Raw genomic sequence first — 26,411 nt, forward strand, 5'->3', positions numbered from 1 at the left:
GCCGCTCCTTTTTGGGAGCGGCATTTTTTCGTTTCTACGAGGCTTAATGATGGGCGGTGCGTGGGCTATGGGCGCTTGCGGGCCTGGCCCGGTGATAGGCGGGCGCTTTCGCGCCAAGGCGTTTGATTATGCAGGTTGGATGTTTTGATTGGTACGAAACAGGTTACCCGGGTCGTACCGCTGCTTGATGCTGGCCAGCCGTGGGTAATTTGCGCCGTATGCGGCGTTGATGCGGCCGCTTTCTTCCGCGGTCAAGAAGTTTACATAGACGCCGCCGCTGGCGAAGGGTGCGCTTGCCTTGAAGTAATCCCGCGCCCAGGTAACGACTTCTTCATCGTCGCCAGGGTTGTCCCATCGGCCGTGTACGTTCATGACGTACCGGGCGTCACGGTGCGGATAGGCTGTTGCGTCGGAGGTGGGCCGGGTGGTGGCTCCGCCGATGGCGCCGAAGAAGATCTCGCATTGCGGCGTGGGCAGCGTGCGGATTGCGGCGATGGCCTCATCGAGCAAGGCATCGGGCAGATCCGTGAAGTTGTGCGATTTCCAGTAATTGCGAGCGCCAGGCGTCAGCAGCGGGTCGAACGCTTTTTGCCACGCGGTATAGGGCTGTACACCGATATGTTCGCCTAGCGGGGTGCCGAGCTTGCGCAGGGGTTCTACCATGGCAATACCGTCTTCGGGCTTGCCGACATAGATGAGCGCCAGGATGACGACTTCGGTGCCGTGCACGGATTCAGGCAAGAACGGCAGCGGAGGTGCTTTGCGTAGTACCGTCCAGACAACCATTTCGTCCGGTGCGGTGGCGTTGTAGTCACGGTAGCTGCGCAGCAGCGCTTTTGCGTCGTCGAAGGGAAACACGATCACGCCGCTCACCAGGTCTGGCCCGACCGGATGCAGTTGAAACTCGAACCGGTGGACAACGCCGAAGTTGCCCCCGCCGCCGCGTATGGCCCAGAACAGATCGGGGTGGCTGTTGTCGTCGACATGCAGGGTTTCGCCGCCGGCGGTGACGATGTCCGCCGAGAGTAGGTTATCCACCGTCATACCCAGTTTTCTGCTGAGCCATCCGAAGCCGCCGCCCAGTGTCAGGCCCGCTACACCGGTCGTGGAGTTGATCCCAAGCGGGGTTGCAAGGCCATGGGCTTGGGTGGCCGCGTCCATGTCCGCAAGTGTTGCGCCGCCCTCGACCGTGGCGCGGCGTGCGGCGCGATCAACAACAACGGCTCTCATGCCGGACAGGTCGATGACGATTCCATCGTCGCACAAGGCGCTGCCCGCAATATTGTGGCCGCCTCCCCGCACGGCGACAACGAGTTGATTGTCTGTGGCAAAGCGGATGGCTTGGACGATATCGTCGCTATTGGCGCAACGCGCAATGATGGCGGGGCGCTTGTCGATCATTGCGTTCCAGATCGCTCGGGCGCTGTCGTATCCGGCGTCCCCCGGAAGGAAGATGGTTCCTTGAAAACGTGATTTGAGGGCGTTGACGTGATTCGCTTGTGCGGTTGACATGATGTGCCTCCGATGATGTGCACTGTCATAGCGAACCTGGCACCTGAGGATGGGGGCGTTCAGGCGGAAGGATATTGCGCCGGCGGACCCGCGTGGGGCTACCGCTTTAGCGCACGACGTAATGCAAGCTTTACTTTTAGCGCCGCTGGCGCGCCTTTACAATGAAAACTTATGTTCGAGCTGAAACAGGCCGTCTCAGCGCCCCGGCATCAGCCGTAATGACCACCCTGTTTCATTGCCAAACCGTCGCCAGTCAAAGCTCGGGCCTGGGTCTGTTTTGCGCCCGGGTGCGATGTGTTCGTGGCCGCGCACGGCTCGCAGGGGGTGACGCGCCCGTAGCGTATTGTTCAGGGTGGCCAGTGTGCTGTACTGGGCATCGGCGTAGGGCACGCTGCCCGTGCCTTCAAGCTCGATGCCGATGGAAAAGTCATTGCAGCGCTCGCGCCCTTCGAAGGACGATACGCCCGCGTGCCAGGCACGCAGCAGGGTGGGCACGAACTGGATCACGCTGCCGTCGCGGCGGATGAAGAAATGGGCCGATACGTGCAGCCCCCGCACTAGCGCCAGCCAGGGGTGGCGGGTGGTGTCGAGCCGGTTCATGAATAGGTCGGCCACTTCGGGGCCGCCGAACTGATCGGGGGGCAGGCTGATGTGGTGGATCACCAGCAGGTAAGGCGCTTCGTCGCCGGGGCGGGCATCGTGATTGGGCGAGCGCTCTAGTGTGACGCCCGCCTGGGGTTTGAGCCAACCGTGCCGGTCTAGCGCCAGGGGGCTCATTGTGGCGCCCCGCGGGCGGATAGGATGCAGGCCTTGCTGTATATGCCTGCGCCGCGTGCCGCAGTTGTTGCCGGCAGGCGTTGGGTATCGATGAGGGGCTGGTTTTGCACCGCCGTCACTTGCGTGCGCCCAGCCGGGCGTGTTCCTGGCTGCACCATGTGTGCCCGCCAATCAGTACCGCTTCGGAACGCGGTAGGTGGATGCCGCAATGCTCGCAGCGCACCATGGTTTCGCTGGGGCCTGCCTTGGGGGCGGGGCGAGGCGCGGCATTGGCGGCGCTGCGGGCTTTGTTATGGGCAATGATGCGGACGAGCAGCATGATGCCAATGATAAGGACAACCCAGAAAAGTACTTTACCCATGTGTATCAGCTGCGATGTAGGATGACGTCGATCACGAAGCGGCTGCCGGTATAGGACAGCAGCAGAAAGGCAAAGCCGGCCAGTGTCCAGCGCAGCGCAATACGGCCGCGCCAGCCGCGCAGGTGGCGGCCCGCCAGCAGGCCCGCGAAGGTGAGCCACGACAGCAGCGTGAACACCGTTTTATGATCCATGGGCAGGAACACGCCCGAAATGCGCATCGACACTGCAGTGCCGGTGACGATGGTGAGCGTGAGGATCGCGAAGCCGATCCAGATCAGCCGGAATAGCAGCACCTCTTGCAGCAGCAGCGGCGGCATGGAATCCAGCGCGCGGTCTATGATGCTGCGGGATTCGTCTGGCAGTACGGGGCGGTGTAGCTGGCGGTCGAGGGCGGCCATGAGCATGGACTGCAGCGCGGCCACGGTAATGAGGCCATAGGCGATCAGTGCGATCAGCAGATGCATGCGCAGCAGCTCGTTATTGGCATGGTCGACCGCGTGCCCGCCCGGGAAGAGGCCGGCGATGATCGCGGCAAAGGTGGCGGCGGGGAGTAGAATGAGCAGCAGGCCGTCGATGCGCATGACCAGGCTTTCTAGCCAGAAAACCAGCAGCCCCAGCCAGACGGCTGCCGACAGCGCCAGCGCCCAGCCCAGAAACAGGCCGTGGTTGGGGGTAACCGACTGTATAACGCCGATGCCATGCAGCACGATGGCGCCGCCCAGGCATACCCGCCTTATCGTGCCCGCCCTGACTTCGCCGCCGGTTTGCGAGCGGGCCAGCGGGCGCCACAGGGCGACTGCGAGGATGGCGTATGCCAGCGCGGCCAGCAAGTGAAATACAATGCCTGCAGACATAGTCCTTTGGGTTCTGGTTGCGTGGCCGGGGGCGTGGCCCCGGGCCGGGGTATTTTAGTCCGGATTCCAGACGACAGACATCAGTGTAAGCGAAACAACTTCTATGCTCGACAATCTCACTCAGCGCCTGTCGCGTGTCGTCAAGACCATGCGCGGCCAGGCCCGCCTCACCGAGGCCAATACGCAAGACATGCTGCGCGAAGTGCGCATGGCCCTGCTCGAGGCCGACGTCGCCCTGCCTGTGGTGCGCGAATTCGTCGCCCGCGTCAAAGAGCGCGCGCTGGGCCAGGACGTCGTGGGCAGCCTCAACCCCGGCCAGGCGCTGGTGGGGGTGGTGCACAAAGAGCTCACCGGCCTCATGGGCGGCGATCTGGGCACCGAGGCGTCCGAACTGTCGCTGGCCTCGCAGCCGCCGGCGGTTATTCTTATGGCAGGCCTGCAGGGCGCGGGCAAAACCACCACCACGGCCAAGCTGGCCAAGTGGCTCATCGAGGGCCACCATACGCATAACGGCCGCAAAACGGGCCGCAAGAAGGTGCTGGTGGTCAGCGCCGACGTCTACCGCCCGGCCGCGATCGAGCAGTTGAAGACGGTGGCCGAGCAGGTGAAGGCGGATTTCCTGCCCTCCGACCCTTCGCAAAAGCCTGAAGATATCGCCCGCCGTGCCTACGAGCACGCCCGCATCCAGCATTACGATGTGCTGATTGTTGATACTGCCGGCCGCTTGGGTATCGACGAGGCCATGATGCGCGAAATCCGCGCACTGTACGATTTGCTCAACCCGGTCGAAACGCTGTTTGTCGTGGATGCCATGCAGGGGCAAGACGCCGTCAACGTCGCGCGCGCTTTTGCCGACGCGCTGCCGCTGACGGGGGTGGTGCTTACCAAGCTCGATGGCGATGCACGCGGCGGTGCGGCGCTGTCTGTGCGCCATGTTACGGGTAAGCCACTCAAGTTTGTGGGCGTATCCGAAAAAATGGACGGCCTTGAGCCCTTCCACCCCGAGCGCATGGCGCAGCGCGTGCTGGGCATGGGCGACATCGTGTCGCTGGTGGAGCAGGCACAAAAGAATATCGACATTGCCGAAGCCGAAAAGCTTGCAGCCAAGATCAAATCCGGCAACAAGTTCGATCTCAACGATTTTCGCGATCAGTTGGCGCAGGTGCGCAAAATGGGCGATATGGGGTCGCTGCTCGAAAAGCTGCCGGCCCAGTTTGCCGCTGCGGCGGGCCAGCTGCAAAGTGGCCAGGCCGAAAAGCAGCTGCGCCGCCAAGAAGGCATCCTGAATTCCATGACGCCCACCGAGCGCGCCAAGCCTGAGTTGCTCAAGGCTTCGCGCAAGCGCCGCATCGCAGCCGGTGCGGGCGTGCCCGTGCAAGAAGTCAACCGCCTGCTGTCGCAGTTTGACCAGATGCAGGGCATGATGAAGCAGATGAAAAAGGGCGGCATGGCCAAGATGATGCGGGCCATGGGCGGCATGAAAGGCCTGGGCAAGCTGGGCGGTTTTGGTGGCATGAAGCGGTAGAGTCAAGGCGTCGGCAACAGGTATGTCGCCAAGAGATATCCGCCACGCGATATTTGCCACGAAACATCTGCCAAGCCTTGATGTGCCACGCATTTTTAATGCCAGCGTACATTCGCGGGCGCGAGCTTCCCCCGGTGGCTTTTTTGTAGTCGGGGCAAAAGTGTTTCAGCGCCCATAGCGTGTCGCCTTTTGCCCGGCTTGTCGGCTCAGGCAGTGTATACGAGCACGGCGCTATCCCAAGCTGCACAATAAAGGGGCCTGCTCTCCAGGCCCCTTCATCATGACGGTTGCATCATTCAACCGGCCATAGGCGGAATGCGCAGCACCTGGCCCGGGTAGATCTTGTCTGGATCGGACAGCATGGGTTTGTTGGCTTCAAAGATCCGGTTGTATTTGCCGCCATTGCCCTTGCCGTATTGCTCTTCGGCAATCTTCCATAAGGTATCGCCTTTCTGCACCGTGTACATTTTGGCTTCCGGCGCCGGTTGGGCCACATTGAGCTGGTTGTCGACGCTAGCCACGCCTACCGTATTGCCCAGCGCCAGCGAGATTTTCTCTGCGTCTTCCGTGGACTTGGCCTGGCCGGAAACCGTCACCTTGTCGCCGTCCACCTTGATGTCCAGCCCATCGGCATTGAGCTTGTGCTTGTCCAGTTCCTTGCGCAGTTCTTCAGCACTTGCAGCCTTGGCTTCGTCGCCGCCGAAGAGTTTCTCGCCTGCTTCCTTGATAAAGCTGAGTAGACCCATGGTTCTTCCTTGTTCGTGCGTTTATCGGAGGGCGGGCCGCCCTGCCTGGCGCCGTCGGCGCCGGGCGTTGACCATTATGGCGACAAACGATTACCGATTAGGGTGGGCAACCGTGAACAATTGTTGGAAGACGTATCAGGACGCGCACGCCGGCAAGGCAGCGAACTTGTCGGTAGCGGCCAGCAGCTGGCGCAGGATGCCCGGTTCGTCGAAAGCATGGCCAGCGTCCGCGACGAGATGGAATTCAGCCTGCGGCCATGCCCGGTGCAGGTCCCACGCCGTGCGCGCGGGCGTGCAGGCATCATAGCGGCCCTGCACGATTACCCCCGGGATGCCGTGCAGCTTGTAGGCATTGCGCAGCAGCTGGCCTTCTTCCATGAAGCCGTGGTTGATGAAATAGTGGTTCTCGATGCGGGCGAACGCCAATGCCGCAGCGTCCGCCGCGTGCGCATCTTCGTGCTCGGGGCTGGGGCGCAGCGTAATCGTACGGCCCTCCCATTGCGTCCAGGCGTGTGCCGCCCGAAGCTGGGCGACCGGGTCGTTGCCGGTGAGGCGACGATGATAGGCCGCGATCAGGTCGCCGTGCTCGCCGACGGGAATCGGCGCGAGGTAATCTTCCCAGTAATCCGGGAAAAGCCACGAGGCGCCTTCTTGGTAAAACCAATGTAGTTCGGCGCGCCGTATCGTGAAAATGCCGCGCAGAATCAGTTCGCTGACCCGGTCGGGATGGGTCTGCGCGTAGGCCAGGCCCAGCGTGGAACCCCAGGAGCCCCCGAAAACCAGCATCTGCTCAGCGTTTAGCACCTGCTCGCGCAGCCGTTCAATGTCTGCCACCAGATGCCATGTGGTGTTGTTGTCGAGGCTGGCATGCGGGGTAGACCGGCCGCAGCCGCGCTGGTCGAACAGCAGCACGCTGTACTTTTCGGGATCGAACAGCCGGCGATGCTGGCTGGAGCAGCCGCTGCCCGGGCCGCCATGCAGGAAGACCGCAGGCTTTCCCTGCGGATTGCCGCATAGTTCCCAGTACACCTGGTGGCCGTCGCCGGTGTCCAGATAGCCGTGTGCGTAAGGCTGGATCTCGGGGTACACGTAAAGCTCCTTATAAGGCATGACGCGGCACGTGCCGCAGGTATGGCCTTATTTGTGCCTTATTTGCGTTTGAAGATCAAGTCCCAGACGCCATGGCCCAGACGCAGCCCGCGTGTTTCAAACTTGGTTTGGGGGCGGAAATCCGGCCGAGGCGCATAGCCCTGCACCGTGTTTTCCAGCAGCGGCTCATTGTTCAGCACTTCCATCATCTGCTCGGCGTAGTTTTCCCAGTCTGTGGCGCAGTGGATATAGCCCCCGGGCGTCAGGCGGCTGGCCAGTAGTGCGATGAAGTCGGGCTGCACGAGGCGCCGCTTGTGGTGCCGCTTCTTGGGCCAGGGATCGGGAAAGTAAATGTGCACGCCGGCCAGCGTGTCGGGTGCGATCATGTCGCGCACCACCTCGACCGCGTCGTGCTGGATAATGCGCACGTTCTGGATGCCGGTTTCGTCGATGCGCTTGAGCAAGGCCCCCACGCCCGCGTTGAACACCTCTACTCCCAGGAAATTGTCGCCCAGCCGCGCCTGTGCAATCTTTTGGGTGGTTTCGCCCATGCCGAAGCCGATCTCCAGCACCGTGGGGGCTGTGCGGCCGAATGTACGCGCCAGGTCAAGGACAGCGGGGCGGTAGGGGAGCGACCACAGCGGCAGCAGGCGATCGATGGCCTCTTTCTGGCTGGGGGTGATGTGCGCGCGCCGGTGTACGAAGCTGCGGATATGGGTGGTGCCCGACGGCTCGGAGGCCGTGCGTACGAAGGGCGTGCCGCCGCCAGCGGCTTCGGCGCTCGGCAATGCCGATGCGCCAGCCGGACGGCCGGCACCCTGCCCGTCGCCCGTTGTGGAATCAAGTGTGTTTTTCATAGCATTCATAGCCAGAATTGTAATGCCGCCGCCACGCTCCGCTGAAAATCTGGCCTGCTGACCTGACGCCACACGGATCAGGCGTTATAATGCGGCCTCGCCTCTGCACAGGCTGGCCCCTTAAGGCCATTGTCGCAGCAGGCGTGCGCCTCTGCTATAGGGCTCAAGGCGGGTGTAGTTCAATGGTAGAACGGCAGCTTCCCAAGCTGCATACGAGGGTTCGATTCCCTTCACCCGCTCCAGCGCCGCGCCAGCCCCGGGCAACTCACGTAAACATCGCAGCCAGGTCCAGCGTCGAGTCCACGCCGATTTGGTCAAAATGTGTCTCCAGCCACGCATCGGCGGCCCTGCGTCCACCGTCGTGCAGCGTCTGCAGAAACTTCCACTCTGTATTGAGCTTGCTTGATGCGTCCATTGCCTTGAGCTCTTCTTCGCCAGCGATGCGATGCATCAGCATCCGCTTGTACTGCGCGGGATCAAGATGGCCGGCTTCGAGCTGGCGCGCCACAAACCGGATGGCGCGCAATTCTGCCAATAGGCTGCTGTTGAAGGTGATCTCGTTGACGCGATCCTGTATCTCCCGCGAGGTTCTTGGTAATTCTGGTGAATCGATCGGGTTGATCTGCACAATCACGATGTCTCGCGCGTCGCACTGATAGATAAGTGGGTGCAAGGCGGGGTTGCCGGTGTAGCCGCCATCCCAATAGGCCTCGCCATCAATCTCGACGGCCGGAAACAATTGCGGCAGGCAGGCCGACGCCATGACGGCTTCGGGCGAAAGCTCTTGATTGGTAAAAACGCGCACGCGTCCGGTACGCACGTTGGTGGCGGGTATGAAGAGCTTGATGCCCGCGCAGCACTGGACGGCGTCAAAGTCGATGTGGGCTCGCAGGAAGTCTAGTATGGGATTGATATTAAAAGGGTTAAGCTCGTAGGGCGAGGCGAATCGGCTTACCAGGTCGAGCATCATGTAGCCAGGTGAGGCGTTCAGGCTCCAGTTGCCGGTGAAGCGGTCCCAAGGGGTTCGTTGAAGCAGGCTGATCCCGGCGGTGCGGCTCGCTGCTTTCCAGAAGGCACGCAATGCTGTTCTGCCGCCCTCGCGCCCGCTTTTGTGCAGGCCGTCCGCCAGTACTACTGCATTCATTGCGCCCGCGCTGGTGCCGCTGATCCCTTCAATGGTGATGCGCTCGTCTTCCAGCAGACGGTCCAGCACGCCCCAGGTAAATGCGCCATGCGAGCCGCCCCCCTGCAGCGCGAGGTTGATAGACTTGGTTTTGGCTTGCTTGGGCGCCTTGCGCGGTGGGTGTGGGTGCTGCTGTGTATCGCTGGTCATCTATCTGTCCGTCAGTGCTGATGCTGAATGGTGCCGCGGCCTGGGTGCGCTGCCGCTGGGGGCGCGGCAACGGCACCCGGCAGATGTTGGTTGTACAACAAATCGCCCTGACAGAGTAACGAACTGCCTTAAACTCCAGAATCCAACTACCGATCCTGACGCAGTATGTCCCATTCGCACACATCCCACGATCATGATCACCACCACGGCCATTCGCATGCCGCTACCGTGACGCGCGCCAACGAGCGCAAGGTGTTGATTTCGTTTTATCTGATCTTCGTCTTCATGCTCGTTGAGGCCGTTGGCGGGTGGCTGTCCGGCTCGCTTGCACTGCTGGCCGATGCAGGGCACATGCTGACGGATGCCGCAGCCCTGGCCCTGGCCTATGCGGCGTTCAGGCTGGGCCGGCGCGGCGCGGACAGCAAACGCACCTTTGGCTATCTGCGGTTCGAAGTGATCGCGGGGTTTGTCAACGCGGTGACGCTGTTCGCTATCGTTGGCTGGATTTTGTACGAAGCGTGGCTGCGCCTGGCGGCGCCTCAGCCGATCCTGGCCGGGCCCATGCTGCTAGTCGCCGCGGCGGGTTTGTTGGTCAATATCCTCGTGCTGTGGATCATGACGCGCGGCGAGACTGATCACGTCAATGTCAGGGGCGCCATTCTCCATGTGATAGGCGATTTGCTGGGATCGGTGGGCGCCATCATTGCGGCCGTGGTCGTGTATTACACGGGCTGGACACCGATTGATCCTATTCTTTCGGTTGTGGTGTCGGTGTTGATTGTGCGCAGCGCATGGGCGCTGCTGGCCAAATCGATGCACATCCTCCTGGAGGGCGCGCCCGATGGCGCTTCGCCGGAGGAGGTGGTGAGCGGCCTGATGAACAGCGTTGCTGGCTTGGCGGCGGTCAGCCATGTGCATGTGTGGCAGCTTACATCGGGGCGCGTGATGGCAACGCTGCATGTGCGCCCCGACGACGACAACGAGGCGCGCACCGTGGCCAGGCGCGCGCAGCGGGTGCTCAAGGAGCAGTTCAATATCGAACACGCCACCATCGCCATCGACTGGAACATCGAGGATGACGCTATTGCGTGCAGCCTGCAGCCTTCAGGTAAAGGCGGGCGGCGGGGCCGCGATCACGGCCACAGCCACAGCCACAGCCAAAGCCACGACCACAGCCACGACCACAGCCACGACCTCGATCATGGCCATCACCGTAAGGACAAAAGCTAGGGGGATTGAGCCGTGCCGGCTATTTGCGTCCATGAACCGTGTATATACTTCCAATGCAGACGCAGGTATGCGTATGCGTTTGCCGGCGGCGAGCCTTCGGGCGTGCGCCCGATTTCAATAACATACAGGAGACACGCGCGGGTAACCGGGGCGGGCGGCTTTTGCCCTGTATTTCGGCGAACCGGTGCGGCAAGGTAGATATCATGGCTGATCAACACTCACTGATCCACACCAAACGGCGACAGTTGTTGCTCGCTTCCGGAGCATTGTCTTGCCTGGGCGTACTTGGCGCAGGCCCGGCGCGTGCGGCGGGCAAAGAAGTTTCCTACGGCCAGGGCAGCATCGACCCAATTTTCACAGCGGGTTATGTGGCGCTGAAGAAAGGCTATTTCGCCGCCGAGGGGCTGGATGTGAAATACATCAACAGCCAGAGCGGCCCGCGCACCAACCAGTTGCTCGCGGCGCGGCAGATTCTGGTAGGCGCCACGGCGGCCACAGCCGCGCCGGCGCTGACCATCGCGGGCAAGCCTGCCGCCCTGATTTTCGGCTTTGACCGCCGCATGACGTACGCCAATGTGTTGGTGCGCAAGGCCGACTACGACAGCGGCAAGTTCCGCACCCTGAAAGACCTGGCCAACCAGAAGATAGGCGCTACGCAGCCCGGCTCGGTGACGGCGTTGATGGCTATTTACCTGACGCAGCAGGCCGGTATTGCGGACAAGGTCGATATCCGACCGCTGGGTGATCTGGCCACCATGCTGGCGGCACTCAAGACTGGTTCGGTGGCGGCAACTATGGCTACGGCGTCCATGATGGAGCAGGCGATTTCAGAAGGGTGGGGCATCCCCATCTTCAATGGCATCGACAGCGAAGTATGGAACAACTACATGAAGGGAGATGTGCCGGGTATTGCCGCCTATGCGCTGCGCGACGACATCGAGAAACGCCCACAAGATATACAGGCGTTTGTTAACGGCTTGGTCAAGGCGCAAGACTTCATCAATCAGCACACGCCGGAAGAAATCACGGACGCGATTTACCAGGATTACCTGAGCGCGCTGGCTCGTCCATCTGTGCTCAAGGCGATCAGCGACTACAAGGCCAACGTCTGGCTTCAGGACAACATCATCACCCCGGACGCATACAACCGCATGGCCGCCATCATGGGCGACGGGCGGCAGTTCTCCAATGAGCAAATGAAAACCGTGCCCTACGACCGCTGCGTCGACATGAGTTTTGTGCGCAAGGCGCGGGGCATCAAGCCGTGATTGAACTGCGCGAGGTCTCCAAGGCTTACCAGACGGACAACGGCCACACCTGGGCGGTGGGCAACGTATCGCTCAATGTCGCGCACGGCGAGTTCGTGTCCATCGTGGGCCCGTCGGGCTGCGGCAAGTCAACCTTGCTCAACATGATCGCGGGCTTTCTCGAGCCCACGGCGGGCAGCATCCGTGTTGCCGGCCAACCGGTGCAGGGCAAGCTGCCCGAATCGCTCGGCTATATTTTCCAGAAAGACACGCTGCTGCCCTGGTTTACCGTCTATCGCAATGTGGCGCTTGGCCTGAAGTTTCAAGGCATCCCTGAGGCTCAGATCAAACCTCGGGTCAAGCAGTTGCTCGAGCTAGGCCACCTCGAGGGCTTTGAGCATGCCTATCCTCATCAGCTCTCGGGCGGGATGCGCCGCCGCGTCGCGCTGTTGATGAGCCTGGCGGTCGAGCCCAAACTACTGATGCTCGATGAGCCTTTTGGCGCCCTGGATACCCATACCAAAACCCACTTGCATCGGGAACTGATGGAGATCTGGAGCAAGCTGGGCCAAACGGTGGTGATGGTGACACACGACCTGGACGAGGCCATCACCCTGTCTGACCGCGTGGTCGTGCTGTCGTCGCCGCCTAGCCGTGTGCTGCTGGACGAACGCATTGATATCCCGCGCCCGCGCGATGTGTTTACCGTGCGCGAGAGCCCGGCCTTTGTCAGGCACTTCCAGAGCATCTGGAGTGTATTGGGCGAGCAGTTTCGCAGCGCGGCATGAGTCAAGACACGGAAAAAACGTCAGAGCACAGCGTAGCAGCCGCGCCGCAGTCGCATGCCGCCACGTTGGCGCAATTGCGACGCCGGGCGGTGCGCCGGCGCTTTCATATCACGCTTTGGCAGGTAGGTATCCTGGTGGTGATATTCGGGCTCTGGGAGGGCCTGACCCGTATCCCCTGGTTTGTGGCCAACACGATCTTCGATCCGTTTTTCATCAGCCAACCTTCACGTGTGGCCGTGCGATTGTGGGAGTGGCTGCAGCCGGGCCCGAACGCCGTCTGGCCTCATCTTTGGCTGACGCTGCGGGCAACGTTTCTGGGGCTTGCCGTTGGTGTCGGCAGTGGTTTTGTCGTGGGGATGGCGCTCAGCAGAAACCGCTTTGTCGCAGACGTGCTAAACCCTTTCATCGTAGCTTTCAACTCTATGCCGCGCATCGCCTTCGTTCCGCTCATTACCATGTTTTTCGGGCTGGGCGTGGCATCCAAGGTCGTTACGTCATGGTTTGTGGTGTTCTTTCTGGTGTTCTTTAATACCTACAAAGGTGGCCGCAGCGTGGAGCGCGAACTGTTGCAGTTTTGCCAAACGCTCGGCGGCTCGCCCCGCCAGATACTCTGGCGCGTGCGTGTTCCTACCGCGGCAGCATGGACTTTCGCCGCACTGCCCAATGCAATCAGCTTCGCGCTGATCGGGGTTGTCCTGGCCGAGTTCGTGGGTTCTACGACTGGCATGGGTTATTTGATGATTACAGCCCTGGCCACGCTCAATGCGACCGATATGTTTGCTGCCGTGCTGCTGTTGTCCGTTGTCGGCATCCTGCTTGTGTATGGCGTCACGCTCATCGAGCGCCGTGTGCTGCACTGGGCACCTGAGTTCAGAGACAACAATTGAAGGCTGGTTGTTCGGGCCCGGCGCCTACGCTTCGATATGCATAATGGTTTCCGACTCGCGATTGTAGTAATCAAGGGCATAGGCCAGCTCGCCTTCGGATTGGGCATGTAGCATCATCAAAGGCTGGCCGGTTGCGATTTCGTCACCGAGGCGAGCCTGCACATACACCCCTGCGGCGGGGCTTCCGGGGGCGCCGGCCAGCTTGGCGAGCCGGGCCAGCTTGCGATTGTCGATGAATACGATACGGCCAGGATGCGCGGCGGCCAGCGGCTGTATATGCGCTGCGCGCGGTGGCTCGCGCAGGCCGCCTTGTGCGGCGCAGATGCGCTGGAACTTGTGCCATGCTTCGCCGCTGTCCAGGGTTTCCAGGGCTCGCCGCTTGCCGTCGTTATGCGCGGCTGCACCGCCCAGCTCAAGCACTGCGCCTGCCACGACAGCGGCCCGGTCGCGCAGATCCTGGGGCGCGTCGGCATCGTTGCGAAGAACGGCCAATACATCGCGCGCTTCAAGCGCTGGGCCTATGCCCCGGCCTACTGGCTGGCTGCCGTCTGTGAAAAGGCAACGTAGTGCCAGCCCGAAATGTGCCGCGGTGGTGGTCAGCTGCTCGGCGAGATGGTGAGCCACCCCGTCGCTGCGAACCTTGGCGGTAGGGCCGACCGGGATGTCGATCACCGCATGTGTGGCACCCGCCGCGATCTTCTTTGACAGGACTGACGCAATCATCTGGCCTTCGGTATCGATGTCCAGCTCGCGCTCGACGCGCACGAAGATATCGTCCGCCGGGCTCAGATGCATGGAGCCGCCCCACGCCAGGCAAGCGCCTTCGGCTTCCACCACGCGTTGCAGCGTCTCCAGGTCGAGATCCACAGGCGCAAGCATTTCCATGGTGTCGGCCGTGCCCGCCGGCGACGTAATGGCGCGCGACGATGTTTTGGGCATGACCAGGCCATTGGCAGCGGCGATAGCGGTGACAATGGGCGTCGTGCGGTTACCTGGCAAGCCCCCCACGCAGTGCTTGTCCACTACGATTGGAGAAGGCCATTGCAGGCGCTTGCCGACATCCACCATGGCCCGCGTCAGGTCGATGATTTCCTGCTCGTCCAGCGGCAGCGCGGCGGTGGCAGTCAGGAAGGCCGCCAAGTGCACATCGGTGTAGCGGCCGGCGACAACGTCGCGCACCACGGCGGCCAACGCTTGAGCATCCATGCGGCGGCCGTGTATGCGTTGACGCACGCCGGCCAGTGATTCGACCACTGGCGGGTGACGAACCTGCACCGTATCGCCATCATGGATGCCCAGCGCCTCCCAGGCGGCCTCCGAAAGCAGCACGGTGTCGAGCGCGAACTGTGCGTTGTCTGTCTGGTACAGCAAAGCCTGTACTTCCCGGGAGCCAGCCACAACCAGCACTTGTGAGCGGGATGACAAGCCTTCGGATACGCATACGTGGCACCCGGTGCGCATGATCGCGATCGCCTGATGGTGCGTATGCAGCCCCATCCGCGCAGCCTTCAGTGTGAGCGCGCCCGCTGTGGGGAGGGTGTCGGTCATAGCGGCAGTCATAGCGTGAATACCTGGCCTTGCAGCGGAACCGTGGTGGGCCAGCCCAGTTCGCGCCCGATGCGTTCGCGCAGCGCCTCTGAGGCGGATGGCTCGCCATGAACGATGAATACGCGTTTTGGCGGCTGCTGAAACCCGCTCAGCCAGCGCATCAGCTCATCGCTGTCGGCGTGGGCCGAGAGCATAGGCAGCTCGGCGACTTCGGCGTTCACTTCGATCCACTGGCCGAAGATCTTTACTTCGCCGGCACCGTCCAGCAGCTTGCGGCCGCGGGTGCCCGCGGCCTGGAAACCCGAAAAAAGCAGTGTGTTGCGATGATCGTGGGCGAATGCCGCGATATGGTGCAGTACGCGGCCGCCCGTAGCCATGCCACTGGCCGAGACGATGATCTTGGGATAACGATTGGCCGACAGCGCCTTGGATGCCTCTACGTCGCGCACATAGGTGACAGAGTCGCAGGCGGCCTGACAGTCGTGGGCGGACAGCCGGTGCTCGCCCGGATGATTGTGCAGGAGTTCGCTGGCGCTGGTGGCCATAGGGCTGTCGAGGTAGACGGGGACGTTGTCCAGCCGCCCGGCGCGGCGCAACTGCCACAGATGGTAAATCAGGGTTTGTGCCCGGCCCACTGCGAAAGCGGGGATGACGACTGTGCCGCCGCGCGCTACAGTGCGCTCGATGACGGCGCCCAATGCTTCCAATGGATCGGTGCGGTCGTGGCGACGGTCGCCGTACGTGGATTCGATGACGATGTAGTCGGCCTTTGGAACTGGTTCCGGATCCTGCATGACCGGATCGTTGTAGCGCCCCAGATCACCGGAGAAAACGATGCGTTGGCCGGCGATGTCGAGCTGTACGGTTGTGGCACCCAGGATGTGGCCCGCGCGCCGCAGCAGCATCCTGGCCCCGCCGGGTAGCGGGCTTTCACGGTGCAGAGGCACTGTGCGAAAGGACTTGAGTGCCCGCTCGGCGTCGGCCACTGTGTATAGCGGCAGGGCGGGGCTGTGTTTGGAAAACCCTTTGCGATTGGCAAATTCCGCATCTTTTTCCTGGAGGTACCCGCTGTCGCGCAGAATCAGCTCGGCCACGTCGCGGGTGGCTGCCGTGGCGTAAACCTGGCCCGAATACCCGTCTCGCCTTACGCGCGGCAGGGCGCCGCAATGGTCCAGATGTGCATGCGTCAATACGATGGCATCGATGCTGTGTGGATCCACCGGCAGCGGCTCCCAGTTCAGCTCGCGCAGGTTCTTCAGGCCTTGGAACAGGCCGCAGTCCACAAGGATACGTGTGTCGTCGTGTGTGATCAGGTGCTTGGAGCCGGTGACCGTGCCGGCACCGCCGAGGCTGGTGAATGAAAGCATGATGCGTCTTCCGTGTTGTTCTGGTTGGTGTGTGTTCCGGCTGCTCAGCCTTGCAGAGCGGCCACTGTTCCGTTGCCCGCCAATGCTTGTTGCTGCGCCAAGCTCCAGAGCGTATCGCGACGCCATCCTGCCAGCGTTGCCGCCGCGTCGGCCGCGTGTGCCCAGGTACAGCGGTTGGCGAACAGCATGCCCGCCACATCCAGCGTACCGCTGCGGCTTATATACCCCAGCGCCCGGGTTGCGGATGGGCCGTCGTCCAGTCGGCGCAGCACGCCGATCATCGGCTCGGGCCGAGTGTGGCAGAGCAACACGCGGGGCATACCGGGCGGAAAAAGTGTCTGCAGTCCGTTATCGTCCAGCGTGAACCGGGCCTCCAGGTCGTCGCGCGGTATGCGCAGCCGGCCGGGCTCGATGATGGCCGTGACACAGGCGTCATGGCCATGGCGCGCGAGATGCTCCCGCGCCCGCAAGGCTTCCTGCACTTGATAGGCGCCGATCGCAACAAATTGCGCCTCGGCTGTTGTGGGGTCGCCGGCAATATGCACGGCGCCCAGCGTCATGGCTTGCCGTGCCGCATCCCGACTGACGAACGTGTCCGTCTCACGCTTTGAAACCACGATGCAGGCAATTTCTCCGCGGCTACTGTATACCGACTGCAGCGCAGCCACAGCAGTATTGCCGTCCACCGGGAACAGCACGCGCGCGGTATCGGACATCTCGCCGAGCAATGCTTCGCCTATGGTCGGATCCTGGTGCGACTGCTCGTTTTTTGCGTTTTCCCACGTGTGCGAAGTAACCACCAAGGGCACTGACAGCCAGCCTGGCGCCTGCCCCAGCGCTTTCTGGTGCCGTGCAAAAATGATCTCTTGGCGCAGGATGCCTAGCATTTTCATGGCAAAGGCCTCATAGCTGACGATCAAGTTCAGCCCGCCCTTGTTGCCGAGTGCGGCTGCCGCCACAGCTTCTTCGTTCAGGGCAGTGATCACCGCGCCATGCAAGGACTCGGCCACACCAGGCTCGGGTGCATTGACGCGATGCTTCAGCAAGGCCAGCGTCTCGCCCATTTTGTTGCTGGCCAGCTCGTCGGGATTGCCGACGCGTACACGCAGATGCGGATTGGCCTGTACAAGCTCGACGAACCAGCGGTCTAGCGACGCCATCGCGCTCCCTTTCGTGCCGGGTGCCTCCCATTGTGGCGACGGCTGCCGTACGGCGGTTGGGTGGCGGGTTGCCAGTGCGTGCTGGCTCTCCAGCGGCCGCCCCTGACGCGCATGGGTACGTAGGAGGTCGATGGCTGCATCCAGCTCAGGCGGGGCTACCCGCAGCGTGCGCGTACTATCGTTGAACAGCTTGCGCGCGGCGTTGTCGAGATGGGGGTTGGCAGGCAAGGGAAGGTTGTGTGCGGCATTGGTGCCCGCACCAGGGAAGCCAAATCCCTTTTCGGTTTCGGCGATGATATATGGAAGCCGGGCGGGGTAGCGGGGGCTGCTGCCCGCTGCGAAGGCGCGCAACATATCCTCGGCCTCGATGATGGCCCAGGCGAAGGCCGCAGGATCGCGGCCGTCGATAATGATGGGTGCAAAGCCGTTGTGGCTCGCGTCGTCGGCCAACCAGCGCGCGCCGCCTTCCTGCAGGATTTGCGTGCGTTGTTCGATCCGGCGGCCATTGAGAATCATCACGGGGATCGCAAAGCCGCAATCGTCTGCGCGCCACCATCGGGTGGCCCAGTCCGCGCCGCGCTGTTCTTCGAACGCGCCGTCGCTGAGAAAGGCGACCAGGCTTTCGCCGGGCAAGGGCATATGCACATATTGCAGTTCGGCAAAACCGAGGTAGCCGCCTTCGGATACGGCCCCGGCAGTGTTTGGGCCGGCATGGCTGCCTAGCGGTGCAGCCGGCCGCCCCTTGCTGTCGATGGCAAAAGAATAGTAATCGGCAATTAGCCGCGACAAACCGGCTTCGGTGCGGTTGTAGCGCCCGCGCTGCGCGTCGGACACGTCACCCGTGAGAGCATTGACGGCTTCAATGGCGGCAACGCAATGGCCCTGGCCCATCAGCCACGCCCGGGTGGTGCCGGTAAGGGCATTGGCAAGCAGGTAGCCGACAAAGGCTGGCACCATATTCAACGCGCCGCCCGTATGCCCTTCGGGCGAGACCTTGAAGTCTTGCGCCGTCAGCGGCTGGCCGGCAAGATCGATGCGGCGAGCATACGTCATGTGCACCACTACGTTCATCGCCATACACGCAAGCCGGTCTGCGGCGGCGAGCTGTTCCTGTGCTTGCTCGGCGCTGGCTTGTGCATCGTGCCCCGCCAGCTTTGCGAGCATTGCATTGATACGGGACACAGTTTCGGGCCGGTGCACAATCGGGCCATAGCCAGCCAGCCATTTTGCGGCGGCAGATGACGAGTTCATGATCGTCTCCCATTGTAAGGGCCGGGCTCAGGTTCGGCAGTCGCCTTCGGCAGGCCCGCCCGATAGAGCATAGCTGTCGGCGGCCAGCGGGCAGGCATGCGTGGCGGCGATCCATTCTTCGTTGGTGGGCTCGACGCCCACCACGACCTGGCTACCTGCCGCCGAGATACAAGGCGCGTTCGCCAGGTTGGCCTGCGGATCGAGGCGCAGGCCCAGAAAACCAAGGGCATCGCACACACGGCGCCGGATTTCGGCACTGTGCTCACCGACACCGGCCGTGAAAACCAATAGCTCCAGCCCACCCAGCACAGCAACCAGGGCGCCGATCTCCCGGACGATCCGGCGCACATAAAGCGCCAGCGCATCCCGTGCGCGCTCGGCCTGGGCATCATTGCCCGCCTCGAGTTTCAGCAATGCGCGCGGCTCGGACGAGACACCCGAAACACCGAGCAGACCGGATTCGTTGTACAGGAGGTGCGCGACCTGCTCCAGGCTCAGTTTTTCGATTTCCATCAGGTAGATGACCGCGCCTGGGTCTAGCGTGCCTGGCCGCGTACCCATCATGAGCCCGTCCAGCGCCGAAAACCCCATTGTGGTGGCGACGCTGCGCAGGCCCTGCATGGCACATAGGCTGGCGCCGCTGCCAAGGTGGGCAACAATAGTGCGGCCATGTGCCAGGCTGCCATAGCGCTCGTCGAGCGCAACGGCCATGTATTCGTACGACAGCCCATGAAAGCCATAGCGGCGCAGGCCCCGCTCCCAGGCCGTATGGGGCAGGGGCAGCAATTGCTCGATCCTGGGCTGCGTGTGATGGAAGGCGGTGTCGAAGCACGCCACCTGGATCACCTCGGGCTGCTCGCGCAGCAGGATATCCATGGCCTCCAGTGCAAAAGGCTGGTGCAAGGGCGCAAGCGGTATATACGAGCGCAGATCAGCGATCACCCCGTCATCCAGGCGCACGGGCGCGAAGTATTTGCAGCCGCCATGCACCACGCGGTGCGCAACTACTGTGATGCGTCGGCCGTCAAGGCGATCGGTAATGCGTTGGCGTATCAGCGCCAGGGCTGAGCGATAGGGCTGTGCGGCATCGAGCGGCACGGCGAACGGCTGTACGCCTGTTTCTTCAAAACCGGGCGTAGGGCCGCCGATGCCCTGTACCTTGCCCCGCCAGAGAGGTTCGCGCGGCAGTGGTTCGTCGCATGCGTCGAACAACGCGAACTTGATGCTCGACGAACCGCAATTGAGCACGAGGATGACATCGCCCCGTGTGTTGTTTCGCGCGTGCGCCGTATTTATGTCGCTGCTCCCTGTGCTCGTGCCGGCAGCATGCCCAGCGCTAGTTCTTTGAACCATCCGAGTGTCCTTACTATGCCTTGCAAGCAATGATACATCGCGGCTATGGCTTTAAAACTACTACTTCATCTTGCAAAAACGGTGGTGAATATCATTAGCATTGGAGACATGCCTTTTTTATCCTCTCGGGCACCCCATTGACGTAGCGGCGCGCAGGCGGCGCGTCGGTGTTGCCCGGAGGCCTGTTTTTACATGTGGGATTTGCATATTTTGTTTCAGCGGCATGCGCGGGAAATCAACCATTACCTGCGCAAATGCGGTCACGGCGATGACGACGCAGCCGACCTGACGCAGGATGTCTTCGTCAAAGTCTTGCATGCTGCACCGCCGGCATGCGTGTGCAACCCTAGGGCCTACCTGTATGCGGTCGCCCGCAACCTGTCCACCGATGTCCATCGCCGCCGGCGCATCGTTCAAATCGCCCCGGTGGCCCACGACTCGCTGGGCGATATCCCAGACCCTACCCCTGATCCCGAGCGCGTCGCGGCCGGCCGACAGCAGCTTGCAGCCATGCGCAAAGCGCTCCTCAGCCTACCCGAGCAAACACGCCGCGCGTTCGAGCTTTACAGCTTTCGCGACATGACCATCGCCGAGGTCGCAGGAGAACTCGGCTTGTCCGTCACGCGCACTTGGGTGCTTATTCAGCGGGCCTGCACGCATTTGCGTTCCGTGCGTCACCGCGCTATCTCACCCATTACGCAAAATCAATAGCGCGGTGTGAGAAAAACATCACATCCCAATCGTTCTACCTCCAGGGCCCGCAGGCGGCGTATGCCGCAAGGCGGGGTCATCACGGTTCTGTAAATCGTTATTGGGGGTTAGATGAACGCTGCACGCAGTAAACCGCGGCACGCCGGGGCCCGGCTGCCCGTCATGTTTGGTACCGTTTTTGTTTTCACCGCGTTGTTATCCACGGCGCACGGGCGGCCCTCGCCCCCCAATTCTCCCGGCAAAACCACAGCCGCGCCCGCTGGCGCGGCGGCTGGCGCCAGCGCTGGCGACGAACCCACAACCATGCTCGGCAGCGTTCGCGTCATCGGGCAACGCGTTACCGATCCCGCCGATGTTCCCTACAGCACACCGGGTTCCAGCGCATACATCTCCGGCGAACAAATCGAACGCTTCCGCGGCACATCCGTGGGCGACTTCCTATCCGGCATCCCGGGCGTCATGAATGCCGATAGCCGCAATTCTGGTGCCGTCGATGTCAATATCCGAGGCATGCAAGGCCAGGGCCGCGTCCCCGTCATTGTCGACGGCGCTACCCAGGAAACCACCATCTGGCAAGGCTACAACGGCGCTTCGCCGCGCACATATATCGATCCAGATTTCATCAGCAGCGTTTCGATTGAAAAGGGGATCAGTTCTGGGGCTGATGCTACAGGTGCAACTGGCGGGATCGTTCGAGCACGAACCCTCATCCCAAAAGATATCTTGGTCCCAGGCAAACAGTTCGGCATACGCCTCAAGGGAGGATTCAATACCAACAGCTCGTCCGCGCCCGCTGCGGGCACCGATGGGGGATGGAATACGCGCAGAGCAGCTTATTACCACAAACTCCCATCTGCCGATTCACAATTTGCTACGACTGGCATGAACAGGCCATCGTTACTCGACCCCACTGGTGCGTCAAGCAGTATGGCGATCGCGGGTACTTATGACTACATAGACTTCGTTGCGGCCTACGCACAGCGCCATAACGGCAACTACCATGCGGGTACGCACGGTCGAGGAGGGGCGCGGTTGATCGCCGACCGAGATCCCGAGGGCACGCGGGTGGCATTTGACAATACGGGTTTGACTCCATATCGCGAGGGAGAGGAGATTCTCAACACGTCTTACGACAACAAGTCATGGATGTTAAAGGCAATAATAAAACCAGGGGTAGGGCAAACTCTCACCTTAGGCTACACCAAGTATATAAGTGATTATGGCCACCTCATGTCTTCGCGGCTCGTGTCCATGCCTTATCAAAGTTGGCTCAGCAGCATCGACCTCGATACGTACACTGCCCAATACAGACTAAGACCAGAGGGCAATGATCTCATTGATCTTAAGATTAATGCGTATGTCAGTGCCGTTGATAATCGTATCAACGTTCTGGACCTCGTGCGGCGGCGCAGTATGCTGACACCCGATGCGCCGCCCACGAAGCGTTACTTCCCGATATTGAGTTGGATAGGGAGCACTAGGACAGGGGTGACGGCATCCAATACGTCGGTATTGCCCACAAGCCATGGCAATGTAACGCTTGAATATGGCGGTGGCTTTGTTCGAGAGGACGTGGGACTACCCAGCGGTGTTGATTTCGATTGGTATACCAATGGCCAGGACTATCCTCGAGAGGGGCGCCGCGATGAATATAGTGCTTTCACAGCCTTCAAGTGGAAACCATACGATTGGCTTTCTGTGGACGGCAGTGCGCGCTATTCCCGCTTTATGACCATTGACCGGCATCGGTCATTGGCTGCGCCGTTTGAACGCAGTGATTCTGGATGGTCCCCACAAGCCGGCTTGACATTCGAGCCTGTGACTGGATTACAGGTGTATGGAAAAATTGGCCGTGCGGTACGTGCAGCCAGCACGTTCGAATCGGTGACTGGGCCTTCTTTTTATTATCCTGTCGAGTCGAATCCGGTGAAACTGGAGCGAGCCCGCAACATAGAAGTCGGCGTCAACTACTTGAAGAACGGAGTATTCAACCTCGCTGATAAGATCAGGTTCCATGCAGCGTACTTTGATAATCATATCGATGACTTTCTGACCAGGGCCGGTGTATGGCGAGAGATCCCCGTGGGTTCGGGTTGGTATGTCGAAACACTCGGCCGCATCAACCTCGATTACGCAAAAATGCGTGGTGTCGAAGTATCTGCTGAATACGATGCTGGTCGGTACTTTGGCAGCATCGCCGTGAATCACTATACGCATGTGATGTTCTGCGCGCCGGCTCATTTGATCTCGCCAGCGGGGCCGGATTGCAGCCCGGGAGGTCTGCCGCATAGCTATACCTTACAGCAAGTTCCTCCCAAGCATACCGTTACTGTCAATCTCGGTGCCCGGTTCCTTGAAAAGAAGCTGTTACTAGGGTCTCGGATTCGTTATATCGGCAGTCGGTACTCGCCTGGGGTGCGGGTGAACATCGGCGCTGGAGGTATGGAACCATCGGCGTGGAGGCCATACACGCTCGTTGATGTTCACGCCACTTATAAGCACAGCGACCATGTCAGCTTCAACGTGGCAGTAGACAACATTACCGATCGCTTTTACGCCGATGCGCTTAATGCCGCATCGATGCCAGCGCCAGGGCGCACTATACATGGCAGCATGACTATTAAGTTCTGATACCTAATAGCACGGTAACGGGCGCCGTTTCACTGCCAGGGGGCGGTTCGTTACCAGCCAGTTTCTCGATAGGACAAAGTCATCTCAGCGCTGATCCGCTGAATCCTCGTGTCGATATCATAACGATCAACGTCACCAAGGCGACGTAACGGGGCGGTGGTTATCTAGTCAATCGCCACCAACACGCACTGTGTTTAGTCTGGAGAGTTGACCTCATGAAGAGCTTGGCCTGTTTTCTTGGTTGTTTTTACTCTTAGGAGGTACGTTATGACTGCGTTCAAGAAAGTACTTTTGACCATGGTGCTGACAGGGCTCGGCGGAGCCGTCCATGCAGACATAGTCGGTGGCCAAGCTCATGTCGATTCTGGAGCAGTTCGGGTCGGGCCATCCGATTTTCGAGAGCAGAATATGGCTGGTATCGGCGTAGATGGACTGCTTCGCGGACGGTTTGCTCCAGCGTCTCATTTTGCACGTGATCGATATAAGAACAGCGCTGGTGTTTACCAAACAAGTGGGCGGCGAGCCGTCCAGGACGGCGCTCCAGGTCGAGGACCCGCTGACCACAGCAAGATCGGCGTATGGTCGTTCGCCAAAGTCGGCAGCCAGGATGTTTGGTTCGGTGAGTGGGACGCTGAATCAGCAACCGGCGCAATCGGTACGAAGACGGCGGGCACTCATACCACGTGGTACGTCGGCGAGAACGGCGATGTGGCACGCACGTTGCCTACGGCACCCGTCAGCTATACGGTGCGGTCTATCAACAACTACACGGGTGCCGCGTTGCCCACCAGCACGTTGACGGCGAATTTCACGACCGGTACCGCGGGTTCGGTGGGTGACATCGCATTCTCTGAAGGCACCATCCGGACGGTGGGCAGCGATGTGCAACTGGCCGCTTTAGGCGTCAATGTTGCAAGTAGCGGCGGCATGGCTGGCACGCTGGATGGCAAGTTTTTCGGAACAGGCGCATCGGCGGTGGCGGGTTTGGTGAAGTTCGCCGATCGCACTCGAGACACGGCGTTCGGCGGAAGCAAGAATCCCTAATGCGTGGATGATCAGGTGCGCGGCAAACCTCCCCCTTCAGGGCGGGGAAAGATAGCGCGGACGCCGTAGGCGTCCTGCACGCAGCTAATGCGGTGTCCGCTGCTGTTCGATGTGCTGGCGGATGACGTCGATGGGCGCACCCCCACAGCTACCGGCAAAATAGGACGGCGGCCATAACGCGCCGCCCCACAGCTTCTGGCGAATGCTGGGGTCGTTTTTCTTGCGGATCATTCGGCTGGATACGCACTTCAAGCTGTTGAGCAGCGCCGAAACAGAAACCTTGGTGCCGTGCCGCCGCACAACACCAGCCGGACATGCCCAGCCTGCGGCCATGTCCACGCGGACAACCGCAAGACGCAGGCGCGGTTTGCGTGCGTGCAATGCGGCTACGAGGAAAACGCCGATGTGGTCGGCGCGATGAATATTTTGGCGCGGGGACACCGCGTTGCAGCCTGTGGAGAGGACGTCAGCCGTGCAAGGCCCGCAAGGGCCACACACGCAGCCTCTGCGAAGAGGGAACCCATCGAAGCGACGCACAGCAGCCTTGCGCCGCTGTGAGCGCCGTAGGAATCCCTTTTCTTTAAGGAGGGGAGGATGTCAAGCTCCAAAGGTTGGGTGACAGCGAGCGTATCTATGCTGGGCCATGTAATGCGTGTGTGTATGTTCCTTTTCGTGATGGCTGGTGCAGTTGCTGGGTTGCCGGCTATTGCGCAATTAAATGATGATGTGCAGCGACGTGCCGAGCAGGGCGTGCTGCGGTTGGAGGCAGGCCAGATTGACGCGTTGATGGGCAAGGGCTTGGCCAATCATTCTGATGAACATGGTATCGCAGCCGAAGGCCAGCCTTACATGCTTGCGCATACTGCGGCGGCCCTCGGCCGGGCGCTTTATCTCGCACTTCAGCACCGTCAATGGCCTGTCGCCACCCGGCTGCTCTCGGCGTATCAGGGCTTGGCGGATTACGACCCGATGCTGTTGCATTATGCGCGGGGCATGCTTGCACGTGCAGAAGGAAACTCTCGCGAGGCGCAGGCTGAATTTCGCGCGGTGCTGGTACAAGCGCCCGATTTCCTGCCCGCCCGGTTGGAGCTTGCGCGAGCATTGTTCGATGATGCGCAGGATATCGAAGCGGCGCGGGCGTTCGCAGGCGTGCTTGCTTTGATCGGCGGCACGGACGCCCGGACGGCGGGCGTCCGCCGGTCTGTCGATGCTTATCTTGCCGCCATCGGGCAGCGTCGGGCTTGGGGTGGGGCGCTATCCATGGGCGCAAGATGGTCGGACAATGTGAATCGTACGTCGGCCAGCCGCACGTGCCTGGTTCCGGGCGGTGGTGGCCTGTGCATGATAGAACGCACGCTGCCTGGGCCGGTAAAGGCAGTAGGCGGTGACTACGAGGTCAATGTACGTCGACGCATGCCGCTTTATGGGCATCACGGGGTGTATGTGCGCGCGGGCGCGCTTGGTACACGCTTCCGGGCTTATCGCAGCCATGATGACGCAAGCCTTGCCGTGTTGGCCGGTTACAGCTACCGCGACGCTCGTTTTCAACTGATTCTGGCGCCGACATTCGAACAGTATCGCTGGGGCGGGCGCCTGCTTTACAACGCCTGGGGTGTGCATGCCGAAGGCAATTACTTGCTGGGCCCGCGCGCATCGCTAAAGTTCGATGTCGGCTACAAAAGCATGCACTACCATAGCCGCGATTATGCGGGTGCGCTGGATGGGCCGGCCCGTACGATTCAGTTGAGCTACGTCAGGCATGTGGAACGGGGGTGGTCGCTCTTCGGGGGTGTCGACGGTTCGGATAGTCGCAGCATAAGTGCTGTGCATGGCTACAAGCAGGTTGGCGGGCACGTCGGCGCTGCGGTGCAGTACAACGGGTTCTCTGGGGCGCTGGCAACATCCTTTCGGCTCCGACGCCACAACGCTTACAGTGCTTTGCTTCAGGCACGGCGCCGCGATGCGGAACAAGCTTTCAGCCTGGTGCTCGCTGCGAAGCGCTGGGCGGTTTTCGGCTTTATCCCGAGTTTGACGCTGCGCCATACCCGCGTCGACAGCAACGTGGGTTGGCTACATGCCTATGTGCGCAATGACTGCAGCCTGAAGTTCGAATATTTGCTTTGAGTGTTGGCCGTTCCAT

At 61.3% G+C, this 26,411-nt stretch carries 21 protein-coding genes, 1 tRNA gene and 2 pseudogenes; 11 read left to right on the plus strand and 13 right to left on the minus strand.

From position 1 onward, the window contains the following. Window positions 1-126: 126 nt before the first annotated feature. From LOL23_RS10360 to LOL23_RS10375, 4 genes are all read right to left on the minus strand, one after another. Window positions 127-1,512, minus strand: coding sequence for an FAD-binding oxidoreductase (locus LOL23_RS10360; RefSeq protein WP_160982505.1), 1,386 nt, complete (start codon window positions 1,510-1,512; stop codon window positions 127-129). Between the two features lie 195 nt (window positions 1,513-1,707). After that, window positions 1,708-2,289 (minus strand): 1,6-anhydro-N-acetylmuramyl-L-alanine amidase AmpD, encoded by a 582-nt coding sequence (gene ampD, locus LOL23_RS10365; RefSeq protein WP_160982507.1) that lies wholly within the window; start codon window positions 2,287-2,289, stop codon window positions 1,708-1,710. A 115-nt stretch (window positions 2,290-2,404) separates the two neighbouring features. Beyond that, complete coding sequence (locus LOL23_RS10370; protein ID WP_160982509.1) at window positions 2,405-2,650, minus strand: PP0621 family protein; 246 nt, start codon at window positions 2,648-2,650, stop codon at window positions 2,405-2,407. Window positions 2,651-2,655: 5 nt separating this feature from the next. Beyond that, window positions 2,656-3,504: a cytochrome C assembly family protein gene (locus LOL23_RS10375; RefSeq protein WP_160982523.1), complete on the minus strand. Its 849-nt coding sequence runs from the start codon at window positions 3,502-3,504 to the stop codon at window positions 2,656-2,658. A gap of 103 nt (window positions 3,505-3,607) precedes the next feature. Between LOL23_RS10375 and ffh the strand changes: the two genes are divergently transcribed. Beyond that, window positions 3,608-5,029, plus strand: a complete 1,422-nt coding sequence (gene ffh / locus LOL23_RS10380; RefSeq protein WP_160982525.1) for a signal recognition particle protein — start codon at window positions 3,608-3,610, stop codon at window positions 5,027-5,029. A 296-nt stretch (window positions 5,030-5,325) separates the two neighbouring features. On the opposite strand, the gene lysM is transcribed toward ffh, so the two are convergent. The 3 genes from lysM to trmB form a co-directional block, all read right to left on the minus strand. Beyond that, on the minus strand, window positions 5,326-5,775 hold the full coding sequence (lysM, locus tag LOL23_RS10385) for a peptidoglycan-binding protein LysM (protein WP_160982527.1): 450 nt from the start codon (window positions 5,773-5,775) through the stop codon (window positions 5,326-5,328). A gap of 135 nt (window positions 5,776-5,910) precedes the next feature. Next, window positions 5,911-6,885, minus strand: coding sequence for a prolyl aminopeptidase (pip, locus tag LOL23_RS10390; protein ID WP_160982529.1), 975 nt, complete (start codon window positions 6,883-6,885; stop codon window positions 5,911-5,913). A gap of 38 nt (window positions 6,886-6,923) precedes the next feature. Beyond that, window positions 6,924-7,721, minus strand: coding sequence for a tRNA (guanosine(46)-N7)-methyltransferase TrmB (gene trmB / locus LOL23_RS10395; RefSeq protein WP_237173556.1), 798 nt, complete (start codon window positions 7,719-7,721; stop codon window positions 6,924-6,926). 168 nt (window positions 7,722-7,889) lie between these two features. On the opposite strand from trmB, the gene LOL23_RS10400 reads away from it, so the two are divergent. Continuing rightward, window positions 7,890-7,963, plus strand: a tRNA-Gly gene (locus LOL23_RS10400). A gap of 23 nt (window positions 7,964-7,986) precedes the next feature. Here LOL23_RS10400 and LOL23_RS10405 read toward each other — a convergent pair. Continuing rightward, window positions 7,987-9,054: a patatin-like phospholipase family protein gene (locus LOL23_RS10405; protein ID WP_160982533.1), complete on the minus strand. Its 1,068-nt coding sequence runs from the start codon at window positions 9,052-9,054 to the stop codon at window positions 7,987-7,989. A gap of 165 nt (window positions 9,055-9,219) precedes the next feature. Between LOL23_RS10405 and LOL23_RS10410 the strand changes: the two genes are divergently transcribed. From LOL23_RS10410 to LOL23_RS10425, 4 genes are all read left to right on the plus strand, one after another. Continuing rightward, entirely contained in the window at window positions 9,220-10,284 is a 1,065-nt protein-coding gene (locus LOL23_RS10410) for a cation diffusion facilitator family transporter (RefSeq protein ID WP_160982535.1), read from the plus strand. A gap of 203 nt (window positions 10,285-10,487) precedes the next feature. After that, window positions 10,488-11,552 (plus strand): ABC transporter substrate-binding protein, encoded by a 1,065-nt coding sequence (locus LOL23_RS10415; RefSeq protein ID WP_160982537.1) that lies wholly within the window; start codon window positions 10,488-10,490, stop codon window positions 11,550-11,552. After that, complete coding sequence (locus LOL23_RS10420) at window positions 11,549-12,319, plus strand: ABC transporter ATP-binding protein (protein ID WP_160982539.1); 771 nt, start codon at window positions 11,549-11,551, stop codon at window positions 12,317-12,319. The genes LOL23_RS10415 and LOL23_RS10420 overlap by 4 nt, the downstream gene beginning before the upstream one ends. Further along, complete coding sequence (locus tag LOL23_RS10425) at window positions 12,316-13,206, plus strand: ABC transporter permease (protein ID WP_160982541.1); 891 nt, start codon at window positions 12,316-12,318, stop codon at window positions 13,204-13,206. Before LOL23_RS10420 ends, LOL23_RS10425 begins: the two co-directional genes overlap by 4 nt. A gap of 24 nt (window positions 13,207-13,230) precedes the next feature. On the opposite strand, the gene LOL23_RS10430 is transcribed toward LOL23_RS10425, so the two are convergent. Genes LOL23_RS10430 through LOL23_RS10445 form a run of 4 tightly spaced genes read right to left on the minus strand, consistent with a single transcriptional unit; the run spans window position 13,231 to window position 19,885 of the window. Beyond that, complete coding sequence (locus LOL23_RS10430) at window positions 13,231-14,754, minus strand: thymidine phosphorylase family protein (RefSeq protein ID WP_237173557.1); 1,524 nt, start codon at window positions 14,752-14,754, stop codon at window positions 13,231-13,233. An 8-nt stretch (window positions 14,755-14,762) separates the two neighbouring features. Further along, entirely contained in the window at window positions 14,763-16,121 is a 1,359-nt protein-coding gene (locus LOL23_RS10435; RefSeq protein WP_160982545.1) for an MBL fold metallo-hydrolase RNA specificity domain-containing protein, read from the minus strand. Between the two features lie 44 nt (window positions 16,122-16,165). Then, window positions 16,166-18,532, minus strand: coding sequence for a phosphoketolase family protein (locus tag LOL23_RS10440; RefSeq protein WP_202411844.1), 2,367 nt, complete (start codon window positions 18,530-18,532; stop codon window positions 16,166-16,168). Window positions 18,533-18,559: 27 nt separating this feature from the next. Further along, the gene (locus LOL23_RS10445; RefSeq protein ID WP_160982547.1) at window positions 18,560-19,885 is read right to left on the minus strand and encodes an acetate/propionate family kinase; all 1,326 of its coding nucleotides are present in this window, start codon (window positions 19,883-19,885) and stop codon (window positions 18,560-18,562) included. 192 nt (window positions 19,886-20,077) lie between these two features. Here LOL23_RS10445 and LOL23_RS10450 point away from each other — a divergent pair, with 192 nt between their 5' ends. From LOL23_RS10450 to LOL23_RS10460, 3 genes are all read left to right on the plus strand, one after another. Further along, complete coding sequence (locus tag LOL23_RS10450; RefSeq protein WP_237173558.1) at window positions 20,078-20,596, plus strand: RNA polymerase sigma factor; 519 nt, start codon at window positions 20,078-20,080, stop codon at window positions 20,594-20,596. Between the two features lie 111 nt (window positions 20,597-20,707). Next, window positions 20,708-23,227 (plus strand): TonB-dependent receptor domain-containing protein, encoded by a 2,520-nt coding sequence (locus LOL23_RS10455; protein ID WP_237173559.1) that lies wholly within the window; start codon window positions 20,708-20,710, stop codon window positions 23,225-23,227. A 267-nt stretch (window positions 23,228-23,494) separates the two neighbouring features. Continuing rightward, window positions 23,495-24,271: a Slam-dependent surface lipoprotein gene (locus LOL23_RS10460; protein ID WP_237173560.1), complete on the plus strand. Its 777-nt coding sequence runs from the start codon at window positions 23,495-23,497 to the stop codon at window positions 24,269-24,271. 84 nt (window positions 24,272-24,355) lie between these two features. Here the strand turns inward: LOL23_RS10460 and LOL23_RS10465 are convergent. Further along, window positions 24,356-24,553 (minus strand): annotated as a pseudogene (locus LOL23_RS10465) (transposase); the annotation flags it as partial. A 3-nt stretch (window positions 24,554-24,556) separates the two neighbouring features. On the opposite strand from LOL23_RS10465, the pseudogene LOL23_RS10470 reads away from it, so the two are divergent. Both LOL23_RS10470 and LOL23_RS10475 read left to right on the plus strand, forming a co-directional pair. Next, window positions 24,557-24,829, plus strand: a pseudogene (locus LOL23_RS10470) (zinc ribbon domain-containing protein); the annotation flags it as partial. Between the two features lie 36 nt (window positions 24,830-24,865). Beyond that, the gene (locus tag LOL23_RS10475) at window positions 24,866-26,395 is read left to right on the plus strand and encodes a porin family protein (protein WP_237173561.1); all 1,530 of its coding nucleotides are present in this window, start codon (window positions 24,866-24,868) and stop codon (window positions 26,393-26,395) included. Window positions 26,396-26,411 lie beyond the last annotated feature (16 nt).

The sequence above is a fragment of the Paracandidimonas lactea genome (assembly GCF_021653995.1).
Classification (GTDB): Bacteria; Pseudomonadota; Gammaproteobacteria; order Burkholderiales; family Burkholderiaceae_B; genus Allopusillimonas; species Allopusillimonas lactea.

Excerpts from the sequence above, each read along its gene's own strand:
- LOL23_RS10360 (WP_160982505.1), bottom strand. The coding sequence starts at position 1,512 with ATGTCAACCGCACAAGCGAATCACGTCAACGCCCTCAAATCACGTTTT.
- ampD (WP_160982507.1), bottom strand. The coding sequence starts at position 2,289 with ATGAGCCCCCTGGCGCTAGACCGGCACGGTTGGCTCAAACCCCAGGCG.
- LOL23_RS10370 (WP_160982509.1), bottom strand. The coding sequence starts at position 2,650 with ATGGGTAAAGTACTTTTCTGGGTTGTCCTTATCATTGGCATCATGCTG.
- LOL23_RS10375 (WP_160982523.1), bottom strand. The coding sequence starts at position 3,504 with ATGTCTGCAGGCATTGTATTTCACTTGCTGGCCGCGCTGGCATACGCC.
- ffh (WP_160982525.1), top strand. The coding sequence starts at position 3,608 with ATGCTCGACAATCTCACTCAGCGCCTGTCGCGTGTCGTCAAGACCATG.
- lysM (WP_160982527.1), bottom strand. The coding sequence starts at position 5,775 with ATGGGTCTACTCAGCTTTATCAAGGAAGCAGGCGAGAAACTCTTCGGC.
- pip (WP_160982529.1), bottom strand. The coding sequence starts at position 6,885 with ATGCCTTATAAGGAGCTTTACGTGTACCCCGAGATCCAGCCTTACGCA.
- trmB (WP_237173556.1), bottom strand. The coding sequence starts at position 7,721 with ATGAAAAACACACTTGATTCCACAACGGGCGACGGGCAGGGTGCCGGC.
- LOL23_RS10405 (WP_160982533.1), bottom strand. The coding sequence starts at position 9,054 with ATGACCAGCGATACACAGCAGCACCCACACCCACCGCGCAAGGCGCCC.
- LOL23_RS10410 (WP_160982535.1), top strand. The coding sequence starts at position 9,220 with ATGTCCCATTCGCACACATCCCACGATCATGATCACCACCACGGCCAT.
- LOL23_RS10415 (WP_160982537.1), top strand. The coding sequence starts at position 10,488 with ATGGCTGATCAACACTCACTGATCCACACCAAACGGCGACAGTTGTTG.
- LOL23_RS10425 (WP_160982541.1), top strand. The coding sequence starts at position 12,316 with ATGAGTCAAGACACGGAAAAAACGTCAGAGCACAGCGTAGCAGCCGCG.
- LOL23_RS10430 (WP_237173557.1), bottom strand. The coding sequence starts at position 14,754 with ATGACCGACACCCTCCCCACAGCGGGCGCGCTCACACTGAAGGCTGCG.
- LOL23_RS10435 (WP_160982545.1), bottom strand. The coding sequence starts at position 16,121 with ATGCTTTCATTCACCAGCCTCGGCGGTGCCGGCACGGTCACCGGCTCC.
- LOL23_RS10440 (WP_202411844.1), bottom strand. The coding sequence starts at position 18,532 with ATGAACTCGTCATCTGCCGCCGCAAAATGGCTGGCTGGCTATGGCCCG.
- LOL23_RS10445 (WP_160982547.1), bottom strand. The coding sequence starts at position 19,885 with ATGGTTCAAAGAACTAGCGCTGGGCATGCTGCCGGCACGAGCACAGGG.
- LOL23_RS10450 (WP_237173558.1), top strand. The coding sequence starts at position 20,078 with ATGTGGGATTTGCATATTTTGTTTCAGCGGCATGCGCGGGAAATCAAC.
- LOL23_RS10455 (WP_237173559.1), top strand. The coding sequence starts at position 20,708 with ATGAACGCTGCACGCAGTAAACCGCGGCACGCCGGGGCCCGGCTGCCC.
- LOL23_RS10460 (WP_237173560.1), top strand. The coding sequence starts at position 23,495 with ATGACTGCGTTCAAGAAAGTACTTTTGACCATGGTGCTGACAGGGCTC.
- LOL23_RS10475 (WP_237173561.1), top strand. The coding sequence starts at position 24,866 with ATGTCAAGCTCCAAAGGTTGGGTGACAGCGAGCGTATCTATGCTGGGC.